This window comes from Microcoleus sp. A2-C3, assembly GCF_036706065.1.
Classification (GTDB): domain Bacteria; phylum Cyanobacteriota; class Cyanobacteriia; order Cyanobacteriales; family Microcoleaceae; genus Microcoleus.
Window position 1 is genome coordinate 53,718 of record NZ_JAUBVX010000001.1, and the last position, 26,645, is coordinate 80,362.

General features: G+C 45.3%; 28 protein-coding genes and 1 pseudogene. 11 read left to right on the top strand and 18 right to left on the bottom strand.

The window, feature by feature from the left end; genetic code table 11:
- Nucleotides 1-20: 20 nt before the first annotated feature.
- The 4 genes from QUB66_RS00135 to groES form a co-directional block, all read right to left on the bottom strand.
- Entirely contained in the window at nt 21-233 is a 213-nt protein-coding gene (locus QUB66_RS00135) for a DUF6887 family protein (protein WP_332965698.1), read from the bottom strand.
- Nucleotides 230-601: a DUF6888 family protein gene (locus QUB66_RS29710; RefSeq protein ID WP_442923466.1), complete on the bottom strand. Its 372-nt coding sequence runs from the start codon at nt 599-601 to the stop codon at nt 230-232. The genes QUB66_RS00135 and QUB66_RS29710 overlap by 4 nt, the downstream gene beginning before the upstream one ends.
- A 12-nt stretch (nt 602-613) precedes the next feature.
- Nucleotides 614-2,251 (bottom strand): chaperonin GroEL, encoded by a 1,638-nt coding sequence (gene groL, locus QUB66_RS00140; RefSeq protein WP_332965700.1) that lies wholly within the window; start codon nt 2,249-2,251, stop codon nt 614-616.
- A 136-nt stretch (nt 2,252-2,387) separates the two neighbouring features.
- Nucleotides 2,388-2,699 carry a co-chaperone GroES gene (groES, locus tag QUB66_RS00145; RefSeq protein ID WP_194008182.1) on the bottom strand — a complete coding sequence of 104 codons (312 nt, stop codon included), beginning with the start codon at nt 2,697-2,699 and terminating at the stop codon, nt 2,388-2,390.
- Nucleotides 2,700-2,979: 280 nt separating this feature from the next.
- Here groES and QUB66_RS00150 point away from each other — a divergent pair, with 280 nt between their 5' ends.
- Nucleotides 2,980-3,405 (top strand): (2Fe-2S) ferredoxin domain-containing protein, encoded by a 426-nt coding sequence (locus QUB66_RS00150; protein WP_265235780.1) that lies wholly within the window; start codon nt 2,980-2,982, stop codon nt 3,403-3,405.
- Nucleotides 3,406-3,771: 366 nt separating this feature from the next.
- On the opposite strand, the gene QUB66_RS00155 is transcribed toward QUB66_RS00150, so the two are convergent.
- Nucleotides 3,772-4,053: a hypothetical protein gene (locus QUB66_RS00155; protein ID WP_332965704.1), complete on the bottom strand. Its 282-nt coding sequence runs from the start codon at nt 4,051-4,053 to the stop codon at nt 3,772-3,774.
- Between QUB66_RS00155 and QUB66_RS00160 the strand changes: the two genes are divergently transcribed.
- The 6 genes from QUB66_RS00160 (at nt 4,052) to QUB66_RS00185 (ending at nt 8,952) form a co-directional block, all read left to right on the top strand.
- Complete coding sequence (locus QUB66_RS00160; RefSeq protein WP_265235782.1) at nt 4,052-4,699, top strand: response regulator transcription factor; 648 nt, start codon at nt 4,052-4,054, stop codon at nt 4,697-4,699. The two genes, QUB66_RS00155 and QUB66_RS00160, sit on opposite strands and share 2 nt — an antisense overlap.
- 330 nt (nt 4,700-5,029) lie before the next feature.
- Complete coding sequence (locus QUB66_RS00165) at nt 5,030-5,551, top strand: LabA-like NYN domain-containing protein (protein ID WP_006633075.1); 522 nt, start codon at nt 5,030-5,032, stop codon at nt 5,549-5,551.
- A 241-nt stretch (nt 5,552-5,792) separates the two neighbouring features.
- Nucleotides 5,793-7,433: a 2-isopropylmalate synthase gene (locus QUB66_RS00170; RefSeq protein WP_332965705.1), complete on the top strand. Its 1,641-nt coding sequence runs from the start codon at nt 5,793-5,795 to the stop codon at nt 7,431-7,433.
- Nucleotides 7,434-7,575: 142 nt separating this feature from the next.
- Nucleotides 7,576-8,376, top strand: coding sequence for a class I SAM-dependent methyltransferase (locus QUB66_RS00175; RefSeq protein WP_332965706.1), 801 nt, complete (start codon nt 7,576-7,578; stop codon nt 8,374-8,376).
- Nucleotides 8,346-8,468, top strand: coding sequence for a hypothetical protein (locus tag QUB66_RS00180; RefSeq protein ID WP_332965708.1), 123 nt, complete (start codon nt 8,346-8,348; stop codon nt 8,466-8,468). Before QUB66_RS00175 ends, QUB66_RS00180 begins: the two co-directional genes overlap by 31 nt.
- Before the next feature lie 166 nt (nt 8,469-8,634).
- Nucleotides 8,635-8,952: an antitoxin family protein gene (locus QUB66_RS00185; RefSeq protein ID WP_332965709.1), complete on the top strand. Its 318-nt coding sequence runs from the start codon at nt 8,635-8,637 to the stop codon at nt 8,950-8,952.
- Between the two features lie 110 nt (nt 8,953-9,062).
- Here the strand turns inward: QUB66_RS00185 and hisC are convergent, their stop codons facing one another.
- From hisC to QUB66_RS00205, 4 genes are all read right to left on the bottom strand, one after another.
- A complete protein-coding gene (gene hisC / locus QUB66_RS00190) occupies nt 9,063-10,109 on the bottom strand; it encodes a histidinol-phosphate transaminase (protein ID WP_332965711.1) in 1,047 nt (348 codons plus the stop codon).
- Nucleotides 10,110-10,182: 73 nt separating this feature from the next.
- Nucleotides 10,183-10,896, bottom strand: a complete 714-nt coding sequence (locus QUB66_RS00195) for a glycerophosphodiester phosphodiesterase (protein ID WP_332965713.1) — start codon at nt 10,894-10,896, stop codon at nt 10,183-10,185.
- Nucleotides 10,893-11,747, bottom strand: coding sequence for an alpha/beta fold hydrolase (locus QUB66_RS00200; protein WP_332965715.1), 855 nt, complete (start codon nt 11,745-11,747; stop codon nt 10,893-10,895). The genes QUB66_RS00195 and QUB66_RS00200 overlap by 4 nt, the downstream gene beginning before the upstream one ends.
- A gap of 186 nt (nt 11,748-11,933) precedes the next feature.
- Nucleotides 11,934-13,220, bottom strand: coding sequence for an esterase-like activity of phytase family protein (locus QUB66_RS00205; protein ID WP_332965716.1), 1,287 nt, complete (start codon nt 13,218-13,220; stop codon nt 11,934-11,936).
- Nucleotides 13,221-13,241: 21 nt separating this feature from the next.
- Between QUB66_RS00205 and QUB66_RS00210 the strand changes: the two genes are divergently transcribed.
- The gene (locus QUB66_RS00210; protein WP_332965717.1) at nt 13,242-14,576 is read left to right on the top strand and encodes a tetratricopeptide repeat protein; all 1,335 of its coding nucleotides are present in this window, start codon (nt 13,242-13,244) and stop codon (nt 14,574-14,576) included.
- 364 nt (nt 14,577-14,940) lie between these two features.
- Nucleotides 14,941-16,986, top strand: a complete 2,046-nt coding sequence (locus QUB66_RS00215; RefSeq protein WP_332965844.1) for an ABC transporter ATP-binding protein — start codon at nt 14,941-14,943, stop codon at nt 16,984-16,986.
- A 125-nt stretch (nt 16,987-17,111) separates the two neighbouring features.
- On the opposite strand, the gene QUB66_RS00220 is transcribed toward QUB66_RS00215, so the two are convergent.
- The 9 genes and pseudogenes from QUB66_RS00220 to QUB66_RS00265 form a co-directional block, all read right to left on the bottom strand.
- On the bottom strand, nt 17,112-17,330 hold the full coding sequence (locus QUB66_RS00220; RefSeq protein ID WP_265235792.1) for a hypothetical protein: 219 nt from the start codon (nt 17,328-17,330) through the stop codon (nt 17,112-17,114).
- A gap of 27 nt (nt 17,331-17,357) precedes the next feature.
- Entirely contained in the window at nt 17,358-18,575 is a 1,218-nt protein-coding gene (locus QUB66_RS00225; RefSeq protein WP_265235793.1) for a DNA double-strand break repair nuclease NurA, read from the bottom strand.
- A gap of 554 nt (nt 18,576-19,129) precedes the next feature.
- The gene (locus tag QUB66_RS00230) at nt 19,130-19,927 is read right to left on the bottom strand and encodes an HAD family hydrolase (protein ID WP_265235794.1); all 798 of its coding nucleotides are present in this window, start codon (nt 19,925-19,927) and stop codon (nt 19,130-19,132) included.
- Between the two features lie 40 nt (nt 19,928-19,967).
- Nucleotides 19,968-20,225 (bottom strand): DUF928 domain-containing protein, encoded by a 258-nt coding sequence (locus QUB66_RS00235; RefSeq protein ID WP_332965720.1) that lies wholly within the window; start codon nt 20,223-20,225, stop codon nt 19,968-19,970.
- Nucleotides 20,207-20,362, bottom strand: coding sequence for a hypothetical protein (locus tag QUB66_RS00240; RefSeq protein WP_265235796.1), 156 nt, complete (start codon nt 20,360-20,362; stop codon nt 20,207-20,209). The genes QUB66_RS00235 and QUB66_RS00240 overlap by 19 nt, the downstream gene beginning before the upstream one ends.
- A gap of 227 nt (nt 20,363-20,589) precedes the next feature.
- A complete protein-coding gene (locus tag QUB66_RS00245; RefSeq protein ID WP_265235797.1) occupies nt 20,590-21,324 on the bottom strand; it encodes a DUF928 domain-containing protein in 735 nt (244 codons plus the stop codon).
- Nucleotides 21,325-21,467: 143 nt separating this feature from the next.
- Nucleotides 21,468-22,232, bottom strand: coding sequence for a DUF928 domain-containing protein (locus QUB66_RS00250; RefSeq protein WP_332965723.1), 765 nt, complete (start codon nt 22,230-22,232; stop codon nt 21,468-21,470).
- A 234-nt stretch (nt 22,233-22,466) separates the two neighbouring features.
- A pseudogene (locus tag QUB66_RS00260) lies at nt 22,467-23,002 on the bottom strand (DUF928 domain-containing protein).
- A 15-nt stretch (nt 23,003-23,017) separates the two neighbouring features.
- Entirely contained in the window at nt 23,018-23,221 is a 204-nt protein-coding gene (locus QUB66_RS00265) for a hypothetical protein (RefSeq protein WP_265235801.1), read from the bottom strand.
- Nucleotides 23,222-23,562: 341 nt separating this feature from the next.
- On the opposite strand from QUB66_RS00265, the gene QUB66_RS00270 reads away from it, so the two are divergent.
- A complete protein-coding gene (locus QUB66_RS00270; RefSeq protein ID WP_332965724.1) occupies nt 23,563-25,353 on the top strand; it encodes a CHASE2 domain-containing protein in 1,791 nt (596 codons plus the stop codon).
- A 390-nt stretch (nt 25,354-25,743) separates the two neighbouring features.
- Nucleotides 25,744-26,502, top strand: a complete 759-nt coding sequence (locus tag QUB66_RS00275; RefSeq protein ID WP_265235803.1) for a MinD/ParA family ATP-binding protein — start codon at nt 25,744-25,746, stop codon at nt 26,500-26,502.
- The last annotated feature ends 143 nt before the right edge of the window (nt 26,503-26,645 follow it).

Genomic DNA, 26,645 nt, shown 5'->3' on the forward strand with positions numbered 1-26,645 from the left:
GGGCGATCGCTTTTTCAGAGCTAACTCGTCTTCAGTTGCTCTAATTTTTGTCTAACCAAGATATCAACTTCCTCAACCTCAGCACTTGATTTCGGGAGGTCAAACGTCTTGGTTGAGGCTTCAGAGGTAAAACGGTCAACAAAGGCATGAAACGCTGTTCTATCATTGGGGTGAGCAATGATATAAGCTCTTAGCTCTATTTTAGTCATCCTATTAAATTCAGGCTCGCTCACAAAAACCTCCACAAACCATTGCGATAGATTTCTATCTCTATATTATCTCCTGCCAAGATAAATAGATGACCTGTTCGCTCGTCTAGGCGGACAATGAAAACAGGGGTGAATGTATTGGTCAAGGATTGACATAGTATGACACATCTGATGCCTTGTTCAGCAGTTGGCAAGTTCATTTTAACATTCCTCGCGAAGTAATTGACTGAAACGCAGGAGTACCGGTTTTTGGGTATAACCTGGCGGTTCTGAGTACGAGGGACGGGGGCTTTATAGATTGTGCGTTTAGTTAATTTCGCTGTTAAAGTTATGCCTATGCTAAGAACCGTTACCAAAATAACAGGGCGGGCCCTACCTAAAGCCCGCCCCATCAAACGATCGACTTAATAATCGAAGTCGCCGCCGCCCATGCCGCCGCCGCCAGAAGCAGCGCCTTCCTTGGGTTCGGGCTTGTCAACAACGATGCACTCGGTTGTCAGCACCATGCCAGCAATAGATGCAGCATTTTGCAGAGCAGAACGAGTCACCTTCGCAGGGTCAACGATACCAGCTTCAAACATATCGACAAACTCATTTGTCGCTGCGTTGAAACCAACGTTGAATGGCTTTTCTTTGACGCGCTCAGCAATCACAGCGCCATTCAAACCAGCGTTTTCAGCAATGCGCTTCAGAGGAGCAGCCAGAGCCCGTGCCACAATCAAAGCACCGGTCAATTCTTCGCCCTTCAGATTGGCGTTCGCCCACTCTTCCAATTGAGGAGTTAGGTGAGCCAAAGTTGTACCGCCGCCGGGGACGATGCCTTCTTCGACAGCAGCTTTGGTGGCGTTGATCGCATCTTCAAGACGCAGTTTGCGATCCTTCATTTCGGTTTCGGTAGCTGCGCCGACTTTGATGACTGCAACGCCGCCAGCCAATTTGGCCAAACGTTCTTGCAGCTTTTCTTTGTCGTAGGAAGATTCGGTTTCGTCCATTTGACGACGAATTTGTTCGCAACGCGACTTCACTGCGACTTCGTTACCTTCGGCAACAATTGTGGTGCTGTCTTTGGTGATGGTGACGCGGCGAGCTTTGCCGATCATTTCGAGCTTGGTATTTTCCAGTTTCAAACCGGCATCTTCGGTGATCAGTTGACCGCCGGTCAATACGGCGATATCTTCTAACATGGCTTTGCGTCGATCGCCAAAACCAGGTGCTTTCACAGCAGTCACGTTCAACACACCGCGCAGCTTGTTGACAACGAGAGTAGCTAAAGCTTCTTTCTCAATGTCTTCTGCAATGATCAGCAGCGGGCGGCCGGAACGAGCTACTTGTTCGAGCACGGGTACTAAATCCTGTACCATACCGATTTTTTTGTCGGTCAGCAAGATGAAGGGTTCTTCTAGAACTGCTTCCATCCGTTCGGTGTCGGTGACGAAGTAGGGAGAAATGTAGCCTTTGTCGAAGCGCATCCCTTCGGTGATTTCGAGTTCGGTGGTCATAGACTTCCCTTCTTCCAGGGAAATTACGCCTTCCTTGCCCACTTTGTCCATTGCGTTGGCAATCATTTGGCCGACTTCATCGTCGTTACCAGCAGAGATTGAGCCTACTTGAGCGATGGATTTGGAATCTACTACTTGTTTGGCGTGTTCGGCAATTTTTTCTACCAAGAAGCCGGTTGCTTTGTCAACACCGCGTTTGAGGGCGATCGCATTTGCGCCGGCTGCTACGTTCCGCAGGCCTTCTTTGACCATTGCGTGAGCTAGAACAGTAGCTGTTGTGGTACCGTCGCCTGCTGCGTCGTTGGTTTTGGAGGCTGCTTGACGGATCAAGGCAACGCCTGTATTTTCTACATGGTCTTCTAGTTCGATTTCTTTGGCGATGGTAACACCGTCATTGACGATTTGAGGAGCGCCAAATTTCTTTTCGAGAACCACGTTACGGCCTTTGGGGCCGAGGGTTACTGCTACTGCTTCGGCGAGAATGTCCATACCGCGTTCGAGGGCGCGACGTGCATTTTCGTTATAGATGATGCGCTTAGCCATAGTTTTTGGGGATGATAGGGTTTGAGATTTGGGATTGGGGGGTGGATGTTAGTCATTTGTCCTGTGTCATTAGTTGTTTGGCGGCGTTCGCTTTAAACTAATGACTGATGACTAATGATTGATGACTAATGATTAATTAGTTAACGATCGCCAGAATATCTTTTTCGGCTAGCAAGACGTATTCGTCGGTGCCGAGTTTGATGTCGGTGCCTGCGTACTTCGAGTAGAGAACTTTGTCGCCAACTTTGACTTCCATTTCCACGCGCTTGCCGTCGTCATTGCGCTTGCCGGGGCCCACGGCCGCGACTTCGCCTACTTGGGGCTTTTCCTTTGCTGTGTCGGGCAGAAGGATGCCGCCGGCGGTTTTTTCTTCGCTAGCGCTTACTTTCACGAACACGCGCTCGCCTAAAGGTTTAACGGTAGAAACACTCAGTGATACTGCTGCCATAAATAAATCTCCAGATTACAGTTCCTAGTCAGTTAGCCGTTCGGAGTCGCTCTGAAAGCAACAGCCGACTGCTTACTACTGACATATTAGCACTCTCGACTCCTGAGTGCTAATTTAGCTTTAGTTAGGGGCGATCGCAACTTATCTGTCTGTACGGGTTCCCGAACCGAGAATGAGTGGAAGGGGCTGAAATGGGGACAGGGAGAGCGGGAGAGTGGGAGAGTGGGAGAGTGGTGATGACTTTCGATCGCCGAAAAATTAGTGTTGACAAATGAATATAATGACAAAAAATCAGGATGAATCTTGCAGCCAAGGCTTGAGGGCTTGTGTCAAAAGCCTGGGAATCGATCGAATTGATCGACATATTTTTATCTGCGCCGACCAAACCGTACCCAAGTGTTGCGATCGAGAAAGCAGTCTGGTGGCTTGGAATTACTTAAAAAAACGCTTGCAAGAATTGGGGTTGGACAAGCCAAATCCCGATCGGCCGAGCTGCATTTTTCGGACTAAAGCCAACTGCCTGCGAGTGTGCTCGTCTGGCCCGATTATGGTAGTGTATCCAGACGGAGTGTGGTACCGCGATGTTACGCCCCCCGTCATCGAGAGAATTATTCAGGAACATCTCCTAAACTCAAAGGTGGTTGAAGAATACGCTTTTTTAACTCATCCTTTGCCGGAGCCTGCTGAGGCGAAAGCAAATATTTAACGATAGCGCTGTGAAAAAGCACAGCATGATAAGTAAGGTGTTAGCTTTAACGCGGTAAAGTAGAGAGCGTGAGCGCGTTGTTCGATCGCACCTGAGTCGCGATCGAACAACTGTAGTTTCCTGTCTTTGTCTGGTAGTCCTGCTTCTCGCTTTGGTTTTTTTTAGGAGGTACATCGAAGTAGTTCGATCGCCCTCTGGCGAAAGTTTACCCAAAAGTTTCTCAGTAGCGGACATCAGGCAGTTTGCCAAACTACACTATAAATAGTTAAATACGTAAGTAGGGAGCCTGCTTAAATTTCTCTATATCAGAAGTATCATTTAAAACCGGGGCATCAACTTGTAATTGAACCGATCGAGATTAAATATTTAACTTGGACTCTCTAGCAGGAGTCTTCCATCAATCAAGGCCGATCGTGACGACGGGCGATCGTCCATTACAGGTTTTGGCTCCGTTCCCAGTCGCAAGACATTCACAAACGGGCATCGAACATTGGTTGGGAAGCGGTAATACCCGCCCCGCTTTCCCCTCGCCACCATCCCTTCACCCCACCGCCGTCCTCCACCCCCAGCCGGGGTGACAGGGGACTGACGGCAAAAACCGGAGTGAAAACAAGGAATTGTGCGGGATACTTTAGCGGGAAAAAGCATGAAGGACAATAATTCAGGAGACCAAAAACGGCTGATGCTGGTTGACGACGACCCAAACTTGATCTTGCTAGTCAAAGATTACTTAGAATTTCGGGGTTACAACGTCTTTACAGCAGAAAACGGCAGACACGCTCTAGAAAAACTCGAACAAGAAGTCCCCGATTTGATCATCTGTGATGTGATGATGCCGGAAATGGACGGGTACACTTTAGTCAAACACATCAGAGAAGACCCGCGGACGAGCTGGATTCCAGTTCTTTTCTTGTCCGCCAAAGGTCAAAGTTCCGATCGAGTAAAAGGCTTGAGCACAGGGGCTGACGTTTATATAGTCAAGCCTTTTGAACCGGAAGAACTGGTAGCCCAAGTAGAATCTTCTCTGAAAGCAGCATCCCGCTTGATTCGCCACTCAAATCCAGGTATTGAGAGCGGCCCGAAAATTAAGGCGCGCCGCAATGTCGAATTGACTCCCACGGAGTTAAAGGTGGTACAGTTGCTAGCCCAGGGTATGGCAAACCGCCAGATCGCAGAGGTGATGAATGTCAGCCAGCGGACGATAGAGAGCCACGTTAGTAATATGTTGGGCAAAACAGGTTTGCACAACCGGACAGAGTTAGCTCGCTGGGCCCTGGAAAGCAAAAAGGCTTGATCCTAGACCCTCTGCTATCAGATCAGGGGAGCATTCATCGACTGCAATGGGCTGCTGTATCCCAGCCTGCTGGGCGGTACGTCGGTAGTTGGAAGCCCTATTAACCTTGACACCGCAGTCGCCCTGGAGTTACTGGGCGTCGGGTTTGATCGGGGCCTGTCGATGGAATCCAAGCAGCCTTCAAAGAACCCTCTGGCGGTAGAGCCGAAAATATGAAATACTGAGGGGATAGAGTTTTCTGAAGTTTAATCTATTGCCTCAGTTAGCTCCATATTGCTAAAATGTGATATTTAGATTAATTTCTTTCTACAATTATTAGGTCTAAGTTCTATGACAAACTTAATGAACCGCCTTTCTATTTTTGTGGACGGGAACAATATGTTCTACGCTCAACAAAAGAACGGTTGGTTTTTTGATCCACGCAGGGTGCTCGAATATTTCAAAACTTCGCAGCCGAATGTCATCTTGATTAATGCTTTCTGGTATACGGGTTTGAAAGACCCGCAAGATCAAAGGGGATTTCGAGATGCTTTGATTAGTCTTGGTTACACGGTTCGCACTAAGATTCTTAAGGAATATTACGATGATGCTTCGGGCCGATATTCTCAAAAGGCTAATTTAGACATCGAGATTGTGGTTGATATGTTTAATACGGTGGATCAGTACGACCAAGTTGTGCTGTTTAGCGGAGATGGGGATTTTGAGCGGGCTATAGAGCTACTGCGATCGAAAAATACTCATATTACTGTGGTATCCACCGAAGGCATGATTGCTAGAGAATTGCGAAATGCTACTGATAGGTATATCGACCTAAATGAAATTCGGGAACATATCGAAAAGATGGATTATTAGTCAGTTGACAGTTGACGGTTGACAGTTGACAGTTGACAGTTGATAGGGAAGCAGTACGATTTCATTAGTCATTAGTTATTAGTTATTAGTCAGCAGTCAGCAGTCAGCAGTCAGCAGTCAGGCGTTATGGGTTGTTAATTATTAATTATTCGTTATGGGCGCGAAACACAAGACTGGTGACTGGTACTAATTGCCCAGAACAGCGGACAAGTAAAAATCAGGAGAACACTTTTTTAGAGCTATGAAAACTCAACCAAGTCAAGACCGGATTATTATTTTCGATACGACTTTGCGGGACGGAGAACAATCTCCGGGTGCATCTCTGAATGTGGATGAAAAGCTGACTATTGCTCGCCAGTTAGCAAGATTGGGCGTGGATGTGATTGAAGCTGGTTTTCCTTTCACCAGCACGGGAGATTTTGAGGCTGTCCAAAAAATAGCCCGATCGGTTGGTACGGAAAATGGGCCGAGAATTTGCGGTTTGGCAAGGGCGAGAAAGCCGGATATTAAAACAGCAGCCGAAGCTCTGAAACCAGCCGTAAATTCGCGTATTCATACGTTTCTGGCTACGTCTGATATTCACTTGGAGTATAAGCTGAAAAAGACGCGGGCTGAGATTCTGGAAATTGTGCCGGAAATGGTGGCCTACGCTAAGTCTTTTGTGGATGATGTGGAGTTTTCGCCGGAAGATGCTTGTCGTTCGGAACCGGAGTTTTTGTATCAAGTTCTGGAACGGGCGATCGCAGCCGGTGCAACTACTGTTAATATTCCCGATACTGTGGGCTACACTACTCCGAGTGAGTTTGGGGCTTTGATTCGGGGAATTAAGGAAAATGTGCCGAATATCGATCGCGCAATTATTTCGGTTCACGGTCACAATGACTTAGGATTGGCTGTTGCTAACTTTTTGGAAGCTGTGAAAAATGGCGCCAGACAGTTAGAATGCACGATTAATGGTATTGGCGAACGGGCGGGAAATGCGGCTTTGGAAGAGTTGGTAATGGCGCTTTACGTGCGCCGCCAATATTTTAATCCGTTCTTGGGCCGGCCTGCGGATTCTGACGAACCTCTGACGAATATTGATTCGCGCCAAATTTATAAAACTTCCCGCTTAGTTTCTAATTTAACGGGGATGTTGGTGCAACCAAATAAGGCGATTGTTGGGGCCAATGCTTTCGCCCATGAGTCGGGAATTCACCAAGACGGGGTGCTGAAAAATAAGCTGACATACGAGATTATGGACGCTGAGTCGATCGGCTTAACGGAAAATCAAATCGTATTAGGCAAATTATCCGGCCGCCACGCTTTTCAGACTCGCTTAAAAGAGTTGGGTTTTGAAATGGCGGATGATGAGCTAAATAAGGCTTTTGTCAAGTTTAAGGATTTGGCTGACAAGAAAAAAGAGATTACTGATTGGGATTTGGAGGCGATCGCCAATAACGAAGTCCACCAAGCGCCGGAACTTTTCCGGTTAGAATTGGTGCAGGTTTCCTGTGGCGACAAATCTCGCCCGACAGCAACCGTCACGGTGCGGACTCCGGCGGGGGAAGAATTGACCGATGCTGCGATCGGCACTGGCCCCGTGGATGCCATTTACAGGGCCATTAACCGCGTGGTAAATGTACCGAACGAGTTGATCGAGTTTTCTGTACAATCGGTGACAGCGGGCATAGATGCGATCGGCGAAGTAACAATCCGCTTACGTCATGAAGGCAAAGTATTTTCTGGACACTCAGCAAATACCGACATCATCGTAGCCTCCGCAGAAGCATACATCAGCGCCTTAAATCGCCTGTATCAAGTCTTGCAAGCTAATACTGAAAAATTCTCCGAAAAGCCAACTCAGATCAGAAATGAAGTTGTTGCAGAAGCACAGCGCTGATAAATTGATTATCAGCCATCTTGCTTAAAACAAACCGCAGACGAACCCAGAGGAAAGCAGATAAATATCAATTAATCTGCGTTAATCGGCGTTCATCTGCGGTTTAAAATTAATTATGTCATTAATAACAAACCCTTAAAAAATGCAAGAAGAAACTTTAAAAAAAGAGCGACAATTCCACGATGCTTGGGCATCTACCATCGATGTAGACGGCATTCGAGTCAATGATTACTTTGAAGCTTGTACCGCCCCGGAAAATAGATTTATCCTCAAACAAATGGGCGATATCACAGGTAAACGCCTGTTAGATTTAGGCTGCGGCGCGGGAGAAAATAGCGTTTATTTTGCTAAAAAAGGTGCGAATTGTGTAGCCGCAGACTATTCTCAGGGCATGGTAGATGTAGCCCTGAAATTGGCAGAAAAAAACGGCGTTATCATAGAAGGTTGCACTGTCAATGCAATGGCGCTAGATTTCCCGGATAACTGTTTTGATATTGTTTACGCTTCTAACTTGCTGCACCATTTACCGGAACCAGAAAAGGCAATTCGCGAAATGCAGCGCGTGCTAAAACCGGGTGGAAAAGCTTGTTTTTGGGACCCGATGAAGCACAATCCGGTGATTAATGTTTACCGCAGGATGGCTACTGAGGTGCGGACTGAGGATGAAACTCCTTTGGATATTAATATTGTGAATTTTGTCAAGTCTTTGTTTTCTGAGACGACTTATGATACGTTTTGGCTGACGGCGCTGTGGATTTTTTTGCGCTTTTATTTAATCGAAAAAGTGCATCCGAATGATGAGCGTTATTGGAAGAAGATTATTCTTGAACAAGAAAGGTTGAAACCAGAATATTCTCGGTTGGAAGGGTTGGATGGGTTTTTGAAGAAGTTGCCTTTGATGAAGCGCTTGGCTTGGAATTTGGCTGTGGTAGCAACGAAGTAGTTAAAATAAGGAAGAAGGAAGAAGGAAGAAGGAAGAGGGAAGAAGGAAGAAGGAATAAGAAGGCTTTAGTGGTAGGGTGCGTCAGTTTTTAGATTCTTGCATCAGCGCCGAAAGTATGATTTTGACGCACCATTTATTGTCCGGTGCGTCAGTTGTGAGATTGTTGGTTTGTCGCAAAAATAATCCTAGCTGACGCACGCTACTGAAAACTATAAAAAGAAGTACAATAAGTCTAAGCATTTAATTAAGAGGCTAATTATGCCAGAAACTATTACTGCTGTCTACGAAAATGGGGTTTTTCGCCCTTTGAGTTCTGTGTCTTTCCAAGATGGGGAAACTGTGCTACTCAAAATAGTGCCGGAAGTTTCAGCGGAACAGCTTAAGAACGATCGCGAATTAGCGATTAAGCTGATGGATAAACGCGGGTTAATCCGTTGGCCAAATAAGCAGAGTCAAATCGATCCAGCCGAATTAGCGCGACGCGAAAAAAAATGGCGCGAACTGTTTGAAAAACTAAAGGGAAGACCTGGAACACCTGTCTCTGAAATAGTTATCGAGGATCGCGGCCCGTGGTAAACATTGATTTTTTGGATCGCAGTGCTTTCATTCAGTCCGCGGAGGCTGACTTAGTTTGTGTAGTCGCGGTTTCAACCGCCGTCTGATCTGATTTGATATCATCCCTAAATCTATAAAATTTCTTTCAAAGTTTTAACTAATATTTGATTTTGTTCTTCGGTACCTACAGTAATCCGCAATTTGTCTTCTAATCGCGGCTGATTGAAGTATCGAATCAATATTCCCCGTTCTTTGAGTGTTTGATAAATCCTTTCTGCATCGCCGTTGGGCGGCCTGACTAACAAAAAGTTGGTTTGCGATGGCCAAACTTTAAAGCCTAATTCTTTGAAAGTAACGGCTAGTTGTACTCTGGAAGCCTTAATCTTTTCGGCGTTGGCTGTTTTGTGGTCTTGATCTGCGATCGCCCCCGCCGCCACCGCATAGGCTACAGCATCCACATTATAACTGTCTTTAATTTTATTTAACTCAGCTAACAACATCGGATTTGCTATAGCAAAACCTAACCGCAATCCTGCTAGCGAATAACCTTTTGAAAGCGTCCTCAAAACTATAACATTACTATACTTCTTTGTCAAGTCCAAAGCATGATTTTCTGCGAAATCTACATAAGCTTCATCGATGACCAGAATGCCCGATAACTCTTGAGCCAGTTTCTCCAAATCTGCCACAGATATCGCTGTTCCCGATGGACTGTTTGGCGAAGCTACAAATGTCACAGCACCTTGAGATGCTATTAGCAAATCTACTGGTAACTTGTAGTCATCGGGATAGGGAACTTCGACAAATTCTACATCCTGAATTTGTGCCAAAGTGCGGTACAATACATAGGTAGGTGAGGGACAAACAATTTGTTTTCCGGGTTCGCCCACAGCGCGAACAATCAAGTTTAATAAATCATCGCTGCCATTACCTACCGCAATCCAATCGTCAGGAACTCCCAAAACTTGACTAGCAGCAATGCGGAAAATTTTACCAGTGGGATCTGGATAGCGCCGCAGCATTTCTCCGTCTATTTCCTGAAGCACTTTTAAGGCTTTTGGAGAAGGTGGATAGGGATTTTCATTAGAATTTAGTTTAATAATTTTTGTGCCTAGGGGTGGCTGTTCCCCCGGCACGTAACCAGACATTTCGTGGATGCTTTTGCGAAAGTAATTCATTTATTAATTGACTTTTGTGGAACGGGCATCTTGCCCGTTCTTGATAATGGTGCAAGATCTTAAGTTAAACAAATTATATCAAACAATTAGTGACAATCCGAGTTATACCCAAATCAATTAACTTTTGCATATCTGCTGGATCGTCCACCGTCCAGACCACAATGTCAACTCCCTGACTCCGGCTTTCTTCAATCAGTGCGGGATTTTCCAGCAAAACGCGATACTGGCTGCTAATCAAATTATCGCAATTCACCACAGCTTGAGACAATTGAGTTTTGTATGCTTCTAGATTAGCAACGATTTGCCCGATCGCCAAATCGCCATCTACCCGCCGCACTTGTGCCAAAAATCCATCATTAAACGAGGTAATAACGCATTTTTCTTTGATTCCTGCACCATTCAAAGTATTGACAAAATCCGCAACTTCTGCATCTGACCATTCGCAGTGCGGTTTGACATCAAAGTAGAGAAATTTGTCAACATTTTTCAGGATAGCTAAGGCGGCTGTTAGGGTAGGGATTTTTCCCTCTGAAAATTCATCGCTAAACCATTTTCCCGCATTGAGTGTCTGCAATTGTGACAGGTTTGTTTCCCTGACTTTACCGGAAACTCCGGTGATTCTATCCAGGGTAGCGTCGTGGAAAACCACGGGCACGCTGTCGGCGGATAGCTGGATGTCAAATTCGATCGAATCGGCTCCACGGGCGATCGCCAGTTCAAATGCTGCTAAAGTGTTCTCAGGGGCGATCGCCGAAAATCCCCGATGTGCGATAATTTCTAAATTCACTGTTTCGCGCCCTCTAAAAAATCTGCCACAGTTTGATTAAAAGTATCCGGTTGAGTCAAAAAACACCAGTGATTCCCCGGTACTTTTTGAATTACTAGATTTTTCAAGTATCTCTGATAGGGCTGCATTTGCCAATCCATGCGATTTACACCTTTTTCCGGCTGTACAAACAAAGTCGGAATATCAATATATTCAGTTAAACCGGCAACTTTCATCACTTCGGCAAATATCTGATTTCTGGCGGTAATCGTAAATTTACTTCCCCAACTTCCGTCTAATTTTTGTTCGATTTGGTGTTGGAATACCATTTGCTGCACTTCACTCCAACCCGCGTATTCTCCCGATTGTTTGGCTGCTGCTTCTGCTTGGGCTAAAGTCGCAAACGGGCCCATACATTTGAGACAGTCTAATTTTCGGTAAACTATTGGTAGCGTGAGTTTCATCACGGCGGGCAGTTTGGTGATGAAGATCGGGTCTACTAAAATCATACTGCAAAAGCGATCGCCATTCTGCCGCGCCCAAATCGGTGCTAGTTTTCCCGTCCAAGAATGTCCTACAATATGGGCATCAGGCCAGTTGAGGTGTACCATCAAAGCTTCCAAATCTGCGATCGCCCTTGTAAAAGTATAGCCGGTTTCCGGTTTACTGCTCTCTCCGTGACCGCGCATATCTGGCGCTACAATATGATAGCGGTTCGACAAGTAATTGCCCAAGCTAGTCCAGACAACCGCACTATCCGCTAAACCGTGTAGCAGCAGCAAACGCGGAACTTTTTCAGTCCCTTTTTCTGGGTTCCATTCTAAATATGAAAGTTCGATTTCTGGCAACTGCAAAGTGTTACGAGTTGGCATAATTAGGGTACTTTATAGTTTGATAAATTTGATTTAAACTCATTTATACTATTTTTATGAACAGGCAAGATGCCTGTTCCACAAAGAGTTAATTTTATTCTACTATTTTCATAAACAGGCAAGATGCCTGTTTCACAAAGAATAAATTTTCTTGGGTGGGGTGGGCTTCTAGCCCGCCCTTATGACCTAACTTTTGCCCTTCAAGCTAAACAAAAGAAACTGAGTTTTCTGCGCTTCCTCAAAATTGTCATCGCTGACCAAAACTACACTTTTGCTGCCATCTGGCAACTGCGGGCCGAGAGTCATCCCCTCTAAATTGTACAGCGGAATTCCCAGCTCGCTCAAGTCTAACAGTAACTTTTTTCTCACAGGTTCGACCATTCCCACTTGCCCCTTAAAACTCTGGATTCTGGAAGTATCTGTAGCCGCCCCAACCGCTACTTGATAAATTTTAGCACCGTATCCCGACAGTCCAAAAGAACGCTCTAAACTCAAAAATTGACCGCCACCAATAGTTACCAATTCTGTTAATCCGTTTAAAACAGTCATCGGAACTTGGTCTAGTTTGTAAAGATTTTCTGAGACTAATTGCGGTGTTTTATCGACGATGATATAATGTAAAAGACGGAGTTTGGTTGCCTGTTCCGGGTCTAAATCTTGAATTAACGGTGCTGCCGTCGCTGTAAACAATCGAAACGGATCGAGACCGCCCGGACTAAAGGTTTCTGGATCGATACTTAAAGATTCAAAACCTAAATTTTCCTGGACTCCTTGCTGTTGTTTTTCATCGCTGGGATCGGGAATGTAGCGCTTTGGGATCGGCAAATTTCCTCGCAATTTCCCGGTGGTGAGGTCAAATTCTCCTAGAAAAGGAGGGCTGCCTTCGCTGGCAACAAATACTGAATTCCGGGGAGAAAGGGCGATGCCTTCGGGATTGATGGAACCCCAAGGGAAGGTTTCACCGTCTGCTTTTTTGAGGGAGGTAACGCCTTCAACTGCAACTTTTTTCAGGCGAATATTTGCTGGATCGCTGGATGTAAGATCGAGTCGGAGACTGTAAAATCTGGCTTCTCCGTTTTCGCTTTTGTCGTCGGAAAGAGCGTAAAAACGATAAGCTTTGGAAGTTACTCCACTAATACCTTTTGCGTCGTAGGTGATTCCTGAGAAACCGCCGACTGGTGCTCCTTCAAAATTGATTTTGGGCAATTGGTACTCGCCCAAAAAGTCTAGGGATATTTCGGGAAAAGAGCGATCTTTAGCAACTGCGGGAGGCGCGCAAGCTGTGCAAACTGTTAACAAAATTAGGGCTAAACTGAATAAGCGCAAAATGCGTTGGCGAAGCCCGCCCCTACGGGGGCTACGCCAACGAAGACGATCGCCCAACGCCTTAAAATCCCAATAATTGCTCAGTGCGCTAAATTTTATTTTGTTGCTCTTGTTGAACAGTTTGCTTTTGTGCCATCTTTGTGACATAATTTATACCATTTTGTAGATATGCAAAATTTGATGTTTCCAGCAGGGATGCCGAATCGCGGCAATCATATTTCTTTTATGAGAAATTCTGTGCCAATTGGGTGCTTGCTTTTCTTGTGGCTGTGTGCTGGTTCTGTTGCTAGCGCCCAAACTAATCCACCAGGCCTCGATCAATTTTCTCCTAATCCTCTAGAAATTACCACCCCCGATCCCCTAAAACCCGCCAGTGAATCTTTGAGTAACACTCAGCGGGACGAACTGACAGCGGCTTTGGAACAGTTAAACTTAGAAGCAGCGGCTAAACTGCAAGCTGGAGATGGGGCTGGCGCTTTTGATATTTGGTTCCGAGAATTGCGGCTGCGTAGGTATCTTGGCCCGGCGGCGGAAATTGCTGCTTTGAGTCGGGTGGGAAGTATTGCTTGGAGTAGCAGTAAAAACCTTGAACTACAGCTTATTACTAAACGGTTGCAAGCAATTCACAAACAAGTCAAATCCCAAGTACCAATTAATACTGAGTTGCTCCCGGCTTTGGCTGCGGCTTTTCAGCAGGTGCGCGCTAAAGGCCCGACTGTAGAAGTTTACCAACAAATTCTCGAAAATGCGCGCCAAAATCAAGATATATTGGCTGAGGGTCGGATTTTAAAGGCGATCGCACTTATTCACATCAATTGGCTGAGTTACGATAAAGCCGCTCCCGTGTATGAGGAATTGGCAACTTTAATTCAGGAAAACCGCGCTTTATTTGTGGCTAATGCTGCTGTACCAAATTCTGCTATAACGGCGGGAAACGGTGCGCCGCCACAGCCTGTAACTCCTCCTACTGAGGTGGATACTCTGAAACAGTTAGCCTACGCTTACCAGCAGTCGAAACAACCCCTAAAGGCGATCGCAGCTAGGGAAAAACTAGCATCTGTGTATCTTAACCTGCAAAACCAGACTGCTATACCACCGCTCAAAATTGCGATCGCCAACGATTACCAAACTATAGGTCAAATCAACTTAGCAGCTCAATACTATCAGGAAGCGTACAATTTAGCCGTCCCTATTCAACAGTATGCCCAGGCTAGCGAAGCTTTGGATAAATTAGCATTGCTTTATCGATCACAAAAACAGTGGGAACCGACTGTGCGGATCTATCAAATGCAGTTGCTGCTGGAAGAACGCGCTTATAATTGGTACGGATTGATGAGTGCTTACGACAATCTCGGTCAAGTTTATCAGGAGATGAAGGCTTACGATAAAGCTTTGGAAGCTTATCAAAAAGGGTTGGAAGTGGCTCAAAGATTAGGACACCGAAAAGAGTATTTTGACAAGAAGATTATTAAGGTTAACAAGCAATTGCAAAGGACTTCGTAGTTATCACATCCGGCTTGATTAGTTCTTATATATTCAATGTTTGTAGGGCGGGTTTAGCACCAAATATTAACATTTGGCAAACATTTTCAATACAAAAACCGCCCTTCCGATGTTTGGTCGAGCCCACAAACAATTCAATCCAAGGTGTGGATTTCGCACCCTAGAAAATATTAATTAAGGTGCGCAATTCGCACCAGAAACATTATAAAATGTCGTAATTCTTGATAAAGATTCGCAGCTAGCTTAGCACTGAGGCTTGCAGAGAGCAAATAGGATTTTATCTTTGCTGAGGGCGATCGCCTAACTTAACTGATTCTATTTGTTACAATTACTATTTGGATGTATTGTACCATTTTTGCGATCGATGACCATTTCCTCACCCGTAGCAGACACCGAAAACGAACCCCGTCGCGAAACAGACTGGCGGTTATTCATGAGGTTGGCATCTTACGCAACCCGCAGCAAACGCTTGCTGATTATTTCGATCGCACTATTAGTACCCCTAGCAGTCTCAGGAGCAATTCAACCGATTCTGATCGGACAGGCAATTTCGGTAATTCGAGCGGAACCTACATATCAATTCTTGCGAGGATTGCCTTTATCTGCTGCATTAAACATTTTAGCAGTTTTGCTGATGCTAACCATAACATTTAGATTAGCACTGCAATCAGTCCAAGGATATTTAGTCACGAAAGTAGGGCAAATTATTACTACTGACATTAGAAATGATTTGTTCGCCCACGTCACATCGCTAGCAGTGAGATTTTTCGATCGCACTCCTGTCGGTAAATTGATGACTCGCCTCACTAGCGATGTCGAAGCATTGGGGGAAGTATTTTCAAGCGGGGCGATTGGGATTGTTAGCGATTTATTTTCAATTTTAGTGATTGCCATTTTCATGTTTACCATGCAGTGGCAATTGGCTTTAATGTTAGTGCTGATGATGATACCAATTACCGCCCTCATAATTTATTTCCAGTATCAATATCGCATCGCCAATTATACTACCAGAGAAGAACTTTCCGATCTTAACGCCCAACTGCAAGAAAACCTGACTGGTATTGGCGTAGTGCAGCTATTCCGCCGCGAAAGATTCAACTCCGAATTATTTAGTGTCACCAACAAACGCTACATTAAAGCAGTTGATAAAACTATCTTTTACGACTCAGCCGTATCTGCGACATTAGAATGGATTGCTTTAGTGGCAATTGGAGCCGTTTTGTGGCTGGGCGGTGAAAAAGTTCTGCAAGGTACTCTTAACTTTGGTACTCTGTCTGCATTTATTTTATTTGCTCAACGTCTCTTCGATCCGCTACGGCAATTTGCGGAGAAATTCACCGCCATTCAAGCAGGATTTACCGCCGTCGAACGGATTAGCGATATTCTCAATGAACCAATCGAAATTAAAGATCCAACTAGCGGGGAGAAGGAAGAAGGAAGAGGGAAGAAGGAAGAAGGAAGAGGGAAGAGGGAAGAGGAAAGAAGGAAGAAGGAAGAGGGAAGAAGAGAATATTATTCGCCGTTGCTGATGGCAGGTCATCCAGAGGCACTTGCCTATAATTTATCTTCAAATGAGGAAGAATTGGCAGAGAATAATCAAACTCCTGTAACTTCTGAATATCGCCTATCAAGTAACAATCAAAAATCCCTAGTTGCCCATGCCCAATCAAAGCAATCTGAATCAGGAGAGATCCAATTTGATAATGTGTGGTTTGCCTACAAAGAAGACGAATATGTTCTGCAAGACCTTAATTTTACCATCAAATCTGGCGAAAAAGTAGCATTAGTTGGCCCCACCGGTGCGGGCAAAAGTTCGATCATCCGTCTCCTGTGCCGCCTTTATGAGCCGACACGAGGACGGATTCTGGTTAATCATGTGGATATTCGCGATTTGCCTCAAGCAGAATTGCGCAGACACGTCGGCGTGATTATTCAAGATGGCTTTCTATTTGCTGGCGATGTGAAGAGCAATATTAGCCTGGGCGAAAGTTACTCGATGGAGGAAATTCAAGCCGCAGCAGAAAAGACGAATGTTGCTCGTTTAATTGAAGAGTTGCCCCAAGGTTATGATACGCAATTGCGGGAACGGGGAACCAATCTTTCCGGGGGACAAAAGCAATTGTTAGCGTTTGCGCGCGCCGCCATTCGCAACCCCAGTATTTTAGTTCTAGACGAGGCAACTGCTAGTTTGGATGTAGGGACGGAAGCTTTGATTCAAGAGGCTCTGGAGCGTTTAATGGTGGACAGAACGGCTATAATCATTGCCCACAGGCTCTCGACCATCCGAAATGTCGATCGCATTTTGGTACTCAAACGCGGGCAGTTAGTAGAGTCTGGCAGCCACGAAGAATTGTTGCAGCAAGAAGGTTTGTATGCCAGTTTGTACAAGCTGCAAATGCTGGGAAGTTGACAGTTGACAGTTGACAGTTGACAGTTGACAGAAGGAATATTTTTCCTAAACTTGGCAAATTTGCGGTTTTAGATTTTAGATGAGAGAACAAATCTGAAAGTTGAAATCTAAAATCTAAAATCGGATCACTTGCCAAAAATGATTTTCGACAGAGTTTCGGGCAGGTGAGTTATATGTTGGAAAAGCTGATTTGGCCCGATGCCAAACAATAACTGCATCGCCAGCACAATTGCTGCTAGAGCAATCGCTGTGCCCACGCTGGCTTTCAATACTTTAAAAGCCCAATTAAATACCAGCCAAGAAACAAGTAAGGAAGCAATTAAGATGATTAATTCTAGGGGCATATAACATTTTAAACTCTAATTTTTAATTCAAGCAATACTGCCGCGCTTCCGGGTTTCTTTATTAGAAATGCCGACATTTTTTAAACCGGCTTTAATCATTTGCTGCTCTAATAAAGCGAAAAAGCTACTTCGATCGCCTCCGGTGACAACTGCTTGGTTGTGGGCTTCTGCTAGCGTCACCGGATAGCCGCCGCCTTTGTGTACTTGAGCCAGCATCATTCCTAATGCTAAATCTAGCTGTGCGCGATCTTGTGCTACCCATTCCGGCACTTCTATTCTAGCAATTTCTGTGCCAACATGAACGTAACAAAAATAGATGGGATTAAGGCCGTATAAATCTAAAATTCGAGAGTGGGATTTCCATAATGGGCTTCTTTGTCCGGGGGACAAAATTGTTGCCCACAAGATGGCATCTCGCAAGGGTTCAAATTCTTGACAAGGTGCTTTTTCGTCAAAAGCACTGGTGGCGGAAAATCCGACGTTGGGGCAGTTTGTCATGCAGTCTGGTACTTCGTGGGTGCAAGCTTGAAATCGCAAAAAAGATAAGCTTTCGCTGCTGCGAGAGGCGCTTAAGTATCCTAATAAGGGAATTTTTACTAAGCGCAATTTGTCCCACGCTTCTAAAATTGGCTGCAAAATTCGATCGCGCGCTTCGCTAGGTAACTGTTCCAAAAACCAATAAATCAGGGAACCATCTACCATTGCCAAAGTTGGCGCTGGCAGTTGATTGTCGTTAAATTTTGCCCAATTGCAGCCCATTTCTGCGAGGGCAATGGCTTCGGAAACGGCGCGTCGGTATCCCATCCACTCTTCGGTTCTAATGCCCCACTGGCGCGAAGCATACAAGTCTTCGGGTTTGTAGAAAACTTCGGGCACGCTGTCTAAAACTGGGTGGCGACTTTGGCCGTAGTGCAGCATGACTGTACCGACGTTGATCAGGTAGCAGTAGGCGATTTCGTGGTGGCTGGGCGAAATTTGCGATCCGTCTGTGGCGAAGACTGTGTGGGCGGCGGGCGGTGCGGTGATGTAAGTGCGATCGGACAAAGGCTCGATCGGCGTGGCAGCATTGAATAAAGTGCGATCGTTCCAACTTTCTTGCAATTCCACCAAATTTTCCTGTCCCGCAGCCGCCTGCAACAGTAAACGTTGAGCTACTTCCAATCGTTTGCGAGCCGCCAGAGCCTCCACATTCAAATGTTGGCTCATTCCCTGCATTCCCTTCGCTGCTTTAGTTAAATCGAGCATTGGTTTAGTTGACAGTTGACAGTTGACAGTTGACAGTTGACAGTTGACAGTTGGGGCGATGCCAAGAATGCCCGCCCTCAGTTGGCAGCGACCTCTTCCTGGAAGGAAAAGGATTGGATTAATCAATCGTCTTCTTTAAATTTCTCCCGATCGGGGTTCCGGCTTTAAACCAATTCTTTCTGGCAATTTATCTGACTTACGACCCTCAAAAAATCGGTTTATGTATACTTCTTGCCTAATTTTTTGATTCCAGCTCAACCACAGATCTAAGGCAGATTAACTAACGCAGATAATTTCAAGATATTTTTCTATTTCTGCGATAAATTTTATCTCAAAAAAAATCGATTTTTTTTTCGGGGCTTCCTTGCTTTTGTCTGAAATTAGTGTTATATTTACTTTATAATGGGATGGTTGCAAAAATAATATTTTGACAACCATCCCATTATAAAGTAATACCATGTCAATGGTAAGAAAGTCAACAAAAAAATGAAAAAGTTTGAGGATTTTTTTTGCTTGTAAAAAGCAAAAAAAACTACCTGAAAACAAGTCTAACATCAATCTTTGTCGGGCAGCCAATCGGCAAAATCTCCGGCAAACTGCGACAGAGAAAGCAATTGAACGGGTGGATTTTGAGCCACAGATTGCCGTTCTGCCAAAGTATTGTAACCCCAATCAGCCAAAAATAACTTCACCTGAGATAAATCCGGCTGCTGCTTCACAGAGAGCAAAGTTTTTAACCGGTCTTCCACAAACCAAATAGTCGTATCTTTGCCAGAAGTGGCCAAAAACTCCCGCAAAATTTGGTGTTTTGGCTTGTTGTATTCCTTGCCAAAAATCAACTCCGACGGCATTTGTACGCCCGCTAGCTGCAAGAGTTCTCGCACAAAACGTCCTTCCTTGGTTGTGACGATCGCCACTTTTACCGAACTTTCCTGCAATAATGATTTCAGGCGATCGGCTACTCCTGGATAAAAGCGGTGCAAAGACAGCCACCCAGCTAAATCCTCAGCAATCCAATTATCGCGCAATCCGTCTAACATAGCGCCGACAGACTGGGCTTTTAAATTATTTTCGGTCAATAAATGCGGGACAATATTCGGCCAATCTAGCAAAATTTGCTCTTCGGTAATTCCTGTCACGAGGGCGCGAATCAGCAGGGGCATTTCCCAACCGGTTTCAATGGCGGGCCGCACTCGGTAGAAACTCAATGCTAAATCTGGATCTGGGACTGTTTCGACTGGTTTCCAGATTTGACAGTAGCTACGCCAAGCTGTTTGGAAATATTCGATTAGTCCGTCACAAATTACACCGTCAAAATCAAGGGCTAAAATTGTTGGAAAGTTATTAGTCATCAAGCGATTTTAGATTTTAGATTTGGGTGAATAGTCTCGATCAAAAAGACTGAACTAGGGGTTTATCCGCAACTGATTCTAGTCTTTGGGACTGCAACAATTGCGTCCACTCTGCTTTCAGCATCGGATCGTCAGGAGCTTGTCGCCGCATTTGGGCTAGAGTAGTCAGAGTATCGTACCAAATCCTATTTTTAGCATAGGCGATCGCCCTAGCCATAGGGTCGGGATTTGCCAAATCCTTTTTGAGAGTTTCCTGCGGTTCAATTCGCTCCACGAACCCTACAACATAATATTCCAAAGAGCGATGACATCGGGTGGTCTAAAATTAACATTTTCACTCAGTAGAATTGGCGGAGACTGAGCCTGCATCGGTGACAGGAAATTAGGGAGAGTAAGTGCGATCGCCAGTGCAACCCCATTGAGAAAACGTTTCATTTTTTGATCACCAAAGCACAGGGGATTTAAGCCCCCAACTTTAGGTGGGTTGTTTTTAGGCTGGGGATTTAAGCCCCAGCCTAAAAACTTCGCTGTCAACTGTCAACTGTCAACTGTCAACTGTTAATAATCCCTAGGATTTTGAATGTCAGCGGGCGATCGGCTTAATTTGTCAATCTTCAGCTTATAGGAAGAAGAACAAATTAAGCCTTGAGAAATAGGGAGGCTTAAAAAGACTGAACTAGGGGTTTATCGGCGATTGCTTCTAGTTTTTGGGACTGCAACAATTGCGTCCACTCGGTCTTCAGCCGCCCATCATCGGGTGCGAGGCTGCGCATTTGGGCGAGAGTCGCAAGAGTCTCGTACCAAATGCCATTTTTAGCATAAGCAATCAGCCTCGCCCTGGGGTCGGGATTTGCCAAATCGCTCTTGAGACTTGCCGATGGTTCAATTCGCTGCATCCATCCTTTAATAATATAATCTCCCGATCTTTCCTGAGGATCGCAAGCCAGTGCAAACGACCAGACATATCGCTTACCAACCTCAATATTTTTGGTCTTGTCTTTGTCAGAAAAGCTAACTCCCACAATTCCGGCTTTGTCAATTTTTAAACTAGATTCGTAGACTACTTCCGATTCATCTTCGTTTAGCAAAACAAACTCTACTTGAGCCGCAGGTTGAGAAACATATACAAAAAATGTAGGCGACTCTGTTAGCGTTAAGCCAATATTGCTTTCAGGTATTAAGGGAGTAATGAATAAACCCTCGCGCAACTGACAGCCTCGATGCGTCCCCCCTTGCCGATTGTCGGGCGCTGTGACATCTGGGGGTGTGAAATTAACATTTTGATCCAGGGGAGTTGGTGCAGGCACAGCCTGCATCGGTGAGAGCAAACTGGGGAGAGTAACTGCGATCGCAAATACAGCGATCACCAGTGCAGTAAAATGTAGAAAACGTTTCATTTTTACACCACATAGAATAAAAGTTGGGTTGGCATTTGTACTCCTGACTAGGAGTTTGAATCAAGCGCGGGCGATCGGCTTAATTTATCAATCTTCGGATCGTAGCAAGAAGGACAAGAGAAAGCCTTGACAAATAGGGAGGCTTAAAAAGACTGAACTAGCGGTTTGTCGGCAACTGATTCTAGTTTTTGGGACTGCAACAATTGCTTCCACTCGGCCATCAGACTCGCATCGTCAGGAGCTTGTCGCCGCATTTCGGCTAGAGTAGCAAGAGTCTCGTACCAAATCCCATTTTTAGCATAAGCGATCGCCCTAGTCATAGGGTCGGCATTTGCCAAATCGTTCTTGAGAGTTTCCTGCGGTTCAATTCGCTTCACAAACGCTTTAACAAAATAATTCCCCGACGGATCTTCATTGCAAGCCACCGAAAACGACCACTGATATCGCTTCTCAACCTCAAGAGCTTTTTGGCGCTCATCTTGGTTAGGAATACTGACCTCAACTATCCCTGGTTTGTCAACTTTGAAAGTAGTTTTGTAAACGTCGGTTCCTTTTCCATCTTCAGCTTGTAAAGTAAACTCAACTTGAGTAAAAGGGTGAGAAACGTAAGCCAAGAATGTTGGCGACTCTGCTAGGGTTAAACCAACATTGCTTTTAGGTATTAAAGGAATAATAGATAAATTTTTCGGACACACGCAAGGAGATGAATCCTGCGGACAAGTATCGCCTCGATGCGTCGCCGATTGCCTGTTGTCGGGGGCCTCTACATCTGGAGGTTTAAAATTAACATTCTGGCTCAGCAGAATTGGTGCAGGCACAGCCTGCATCGGTGGCAGCAAACTGGGGAGAGTAAGTGCGATCGCCAATACGGCGATCGCCAATGCAGTAAAATTTAGAAAACGTTTCATTTTTTCACCAAATTATAGAGATTTTATAGATCGCGGCTCTACTTTTAGCCCGGAGTTTTCACCTTCCTAGCGCGATCTGGTCAAGTTTTGATTTTTCACCAAAGCACAGGGGATTTAAGCCCCCACCTTGAGGTGGATTGTTTTTAGGCAGGGGCTTAAATCCCCTGCCTAAAAACTTCGCTGTCAACTGTCAACTGTCAACTGTTAAATCGCCATCAAAAGACCGACAAAAGTTCAAGAAATAGCGATATTTAAAGAAGCCAAAACCAGCGGTTGACCTGCCACTGATTCCAGTCCTTGGGACTGCAACAATTGCGTCCACTTGGCCATCAGCCTCGCATCCCCCGGTGTCTGTCGTCGCATTTGGGCTAAAGTAGCGAGAGTTTCGTACCAAACCCATTTTTAGCATAAACGTCGAGCCTCGTCATCGGGTCGGGATTTGCCAAATCGCTATTGAGAGTTGGCTGGGGTGCTATGCGCTGCACGAGCCCTTTCACAACTGTATCTGCCGATCGATCGTCCGGTTCGCAAACCATCGAAAACGACCACACGTAACGCTTGCCAACTTCCAAGGATTTCTTGCTGTCGTCCGTAACCGGAATGCTAATTCCCACAATACCCGATTTGTCAACTTTAAATATTTTTTTATAGACAACTTTGTCCTCGTTTTCTGTCAGCAAAGTCAACTCTATTTCTGCCGAGGTTTGAGGGAGATAGACAAAAAATGTGGGATAATCTCTGAGGGTTAAACCGATATTAGTTAGAGGCATTCAATGAGTAATAGATCAACCCGCCGGACAAAGATTGCTACCACAATATGTCCTTGCTTGTCGTCCGGGGGCTGTGACATCGGGAGGCTGGAAATTAACATTCTGACTCAGCACCATCGGCGGGGATTGTGCCGGCACTAGCGCAAGTGAACTGGGGACGGTAGATGCGATCGCAGATACGGCTACCGCAAGTGTAGCCCCATGTAGAAAACGTTTCATTTTTTTTGTACCTTTCACTATAATATTGCAAACATAGACACTCCCTGCTGGCGACCAATATTTTTGAGAAGCTAGTCTCAGAGCGCAGATACAGAAGTTGAACCTTGACATATCAATAACATTAATTAATTGGATCTGCAACTGGATTCTGGGGACGGCCAATCCAGGGGTAGAGGTCGCGACTATGATTCCATACACATTCGCTGATAGCGAACTGTAAAATTTTGTTACAAAGCGGTCGGAGTTTCCGGGTGATCTAAGATGGAAGAAGTCTCGTGTAGCTGGCTGCAAGTAAAATAACTGCTGTTCGGTGAAATAAGTCAAAATTTTATATTGTGGCAATGAGTAAAATATCTAACACAATTCGATCGGCAGCGACTCACTTGAGTCAACTGTATAAACCATCACTCTTCTTTGCTAGGTCTGTATTAATTGCCAGCGCGGCAGTAACATTATCGTTGGTCGGCGCCAAACACCTAGGAATACTCGAACCAGTAGAATTAAACGCTTACGACCAAATGCTGAGGTGGCGTCCAGAGGAAAAGCCAGACCCGCGCTTGCTAGTTGTAGGGATTACCGAAGGAGACATTCAGAAACTGAAACAGTGGCCGATATCCGATCGCAAAATAGCTGAAATCTTACAAAAACTGGAAAAAATGCAGCCGGCAGTCATCGGTTTAGACGTACTGCGAGACGTACCTTTAGGAGACGGGCGCGACGAATTAACTAAAGTTTTACAAAAAAGCGATCGAATTATCGGGGTATGTTTAGTCACCGATGGCAGCCCGGACAATCCCGGTTCTCCGCCTCCTCCAGGAATTCCCACAAACCGAGTGGGATTTGCAGATTTCGGCATCGACCCCGGCGGCATACTCCGCAGGGCTTTATTATTTATGAAACCGCCGACAATCAAGGGCGAATCTTCGGTAGAAAAACATCTTTGCAATGACAATTCTCAAGTTTTAACTTCCTTCAACCTCCAGCTATCACTCCGCTACCTGCAAAAGCAAAAAATTTCTCCCCAACTCGCACCAGATCAATCTTTATGGCTGGGTAAAACCAAATTAAAAAAACTAGAAACTAATGACGGAGGATACAGAAATATTGATAATAGGGGATATCAAATACTAATTAACTATCGCTCCAGAAGCAAGGTCGCCAACCAAGTCACAATTATGGATGTTTTAGAAGGGAAAGTTGATCCCAAGTTAGTTAAAGATAAAATAGTGCTGATCGGTTACACCACAGAAACCGTTAGAGATTTATTTTATACTCCTTACAGTGGGCGGCAGCAAAAAAACCAATTCATGCCGGGGATCGTGGTACACGCACAAGTAATCAGCCAAATTTTGAGTGCTGTTTTAGACAAGAGACCCATGTTTTGGTTTTGGCCAAAATGGGCAGAAATCCTGTGGATTTCGGGATGGTCAATTGTGGGAGGAACCGTGGCATCACGGATGGCTCACCCAGGGAAGTTGGCGCTGACATTCGGGGCAATGCTGTCGGGGTGTTGCGCGCTCGGTTTTGGGATTTTTCTGTTGGGAGGGTGGGTGCCTGTGGCAGCGCCAGCCTTAGCATTAATCCTAACTGGCGGCAGCATTGTATCAGCAGACAGATTTAGTAAATCGGGATACGGGAAAGTAATTAGCGATCGAGTAAAACAAGTCTTCAAAATCGAAATAGACCAAGCCCAAAAAGAACAGCAAGTCGCAGAAATTGTAGAATCAGATTTCTTTAAAGAATTGAAGATCAAGAAAGATGAACTGAAAATTAGCAAAAAAAATAGCTCTGAAAAAGCACCCTCGGAGACCCAAGAAATAACGGTCGGTGCTGCGGATATTCCCCAGGCTGAAAGCGAGGCAGATGAATACTTAGCTCAGTTGCAGGAAAATGCCAAAAAGTACAAGCAGCGCGCCACAACGACTGCATCGGAAAGCGACTCAAAAACGGAAATCGCGATCGATCCTGGCGTGAGTGCTAGTTCTGACCAAACCGAACCCGATGAGGGGTTCAGCGATTTGCAAGCCAGGGCAAAGCAGATGCGGCAGCGCAGGAGCGCAGACAAGAGGATAAAAGATGAAAAGATTGATACTTTAACAGACCAGGAGGATTTGAGAGACAAGGAAAATTGATAGAGAACTCAATGCAATCACGAATTGCATAATAATAATTGATTCTCCCCGTTTCTACCGGTCAAACTTGCAGAAGTTATCGTCAAATATGACTTACATTCCATTTTTACGCTGTTACAGTGGGCAAACTACTACGCCCTCTATCTCTCTTGCGAATCAGGTTGTTGAGATTACTTTTGGTTGTAGACTACAGTTTGATACGCCTCTGATTAATTCCTTAGTTTCTAGGGTCTGATTGATGGCAGACTTCGCAGCTAAGCAGGGTTCCCACCTATAGAGGACATACATCAACAACCGATCTCAATAAAAGTCCAGCATCTAAAAAACTTGAAAGTCCATAAATGACTAAACTTAAATAGATAATTGTTCAATCTTGGCAATACGCATATCATGTCTAAAATCATCTCTGTCCACTCTTACCGGGGTGGCACTGGCAAATCTAACATGACCGCAAACCTGGCATCTATTATCGCTCGCGGCGGACATAGGGTCGCCATTGTGGACACAGACATTCAATCGCCCGGGATTCACGTACTGTTCGGTTTCAGCGATAAAAACATGGATCGCTGTCTGAATGATTACCTGTGGGGCCGGTGTCCGATCTCGGATACGGCTTACAATGTGAGTTCGCTGCTGCCAAAATTAGCCCGTAACGGCAGCCTCTACCTGATTCCTTCGAGCATTAAAGCAGGGGAGATAGCGCGAGTGTTGCGGGAAGGCTACGACGTGGGACTGCTTACCGACGGCTTTCAAGAACTGATCGATGTTCTGAACTTAGACTACCTATTTATCGACACGCATCCGGGACTCAACGAAGAAACCCTGCTCAGCATTACGATTTCCGACATCCTGCTGCTGATTCTGCGTCCGGATCAGCAAGATTTTCAGGGAACGGCTGTCACGGTAGATGTGGCCCGCAAATTAGAAGTCCCCAAGATTTTGATCACGATTAACAAAGCCCCAGAATCCTTGGATTTCGACGATTTGAAGCGGCAAGTAGAGAGTATTTATGACATCCCAGTTGTAGGGGTGCTGCCCCACAGCGACAAGATGATGCTGTTAGCGAGCAAGGGGGTGTTTGCCTTGCACTTCCCTAAGGATCCTCTAACTCAGGTGGTGGAAGGGATTGCCAAACAGATTTTGGGATAATTTGATGCAATGAGAGCGGTGGGGTCTCAATTCCTGGGGCGCGATGTCCTGCAAGCGCGATCGCGAGTGCTGTGGAGGAACTTTTTCGGCGACAATATTTGCTTAAGGAGTCAGGAGAATGGCGACAAAATGAGATACAAATA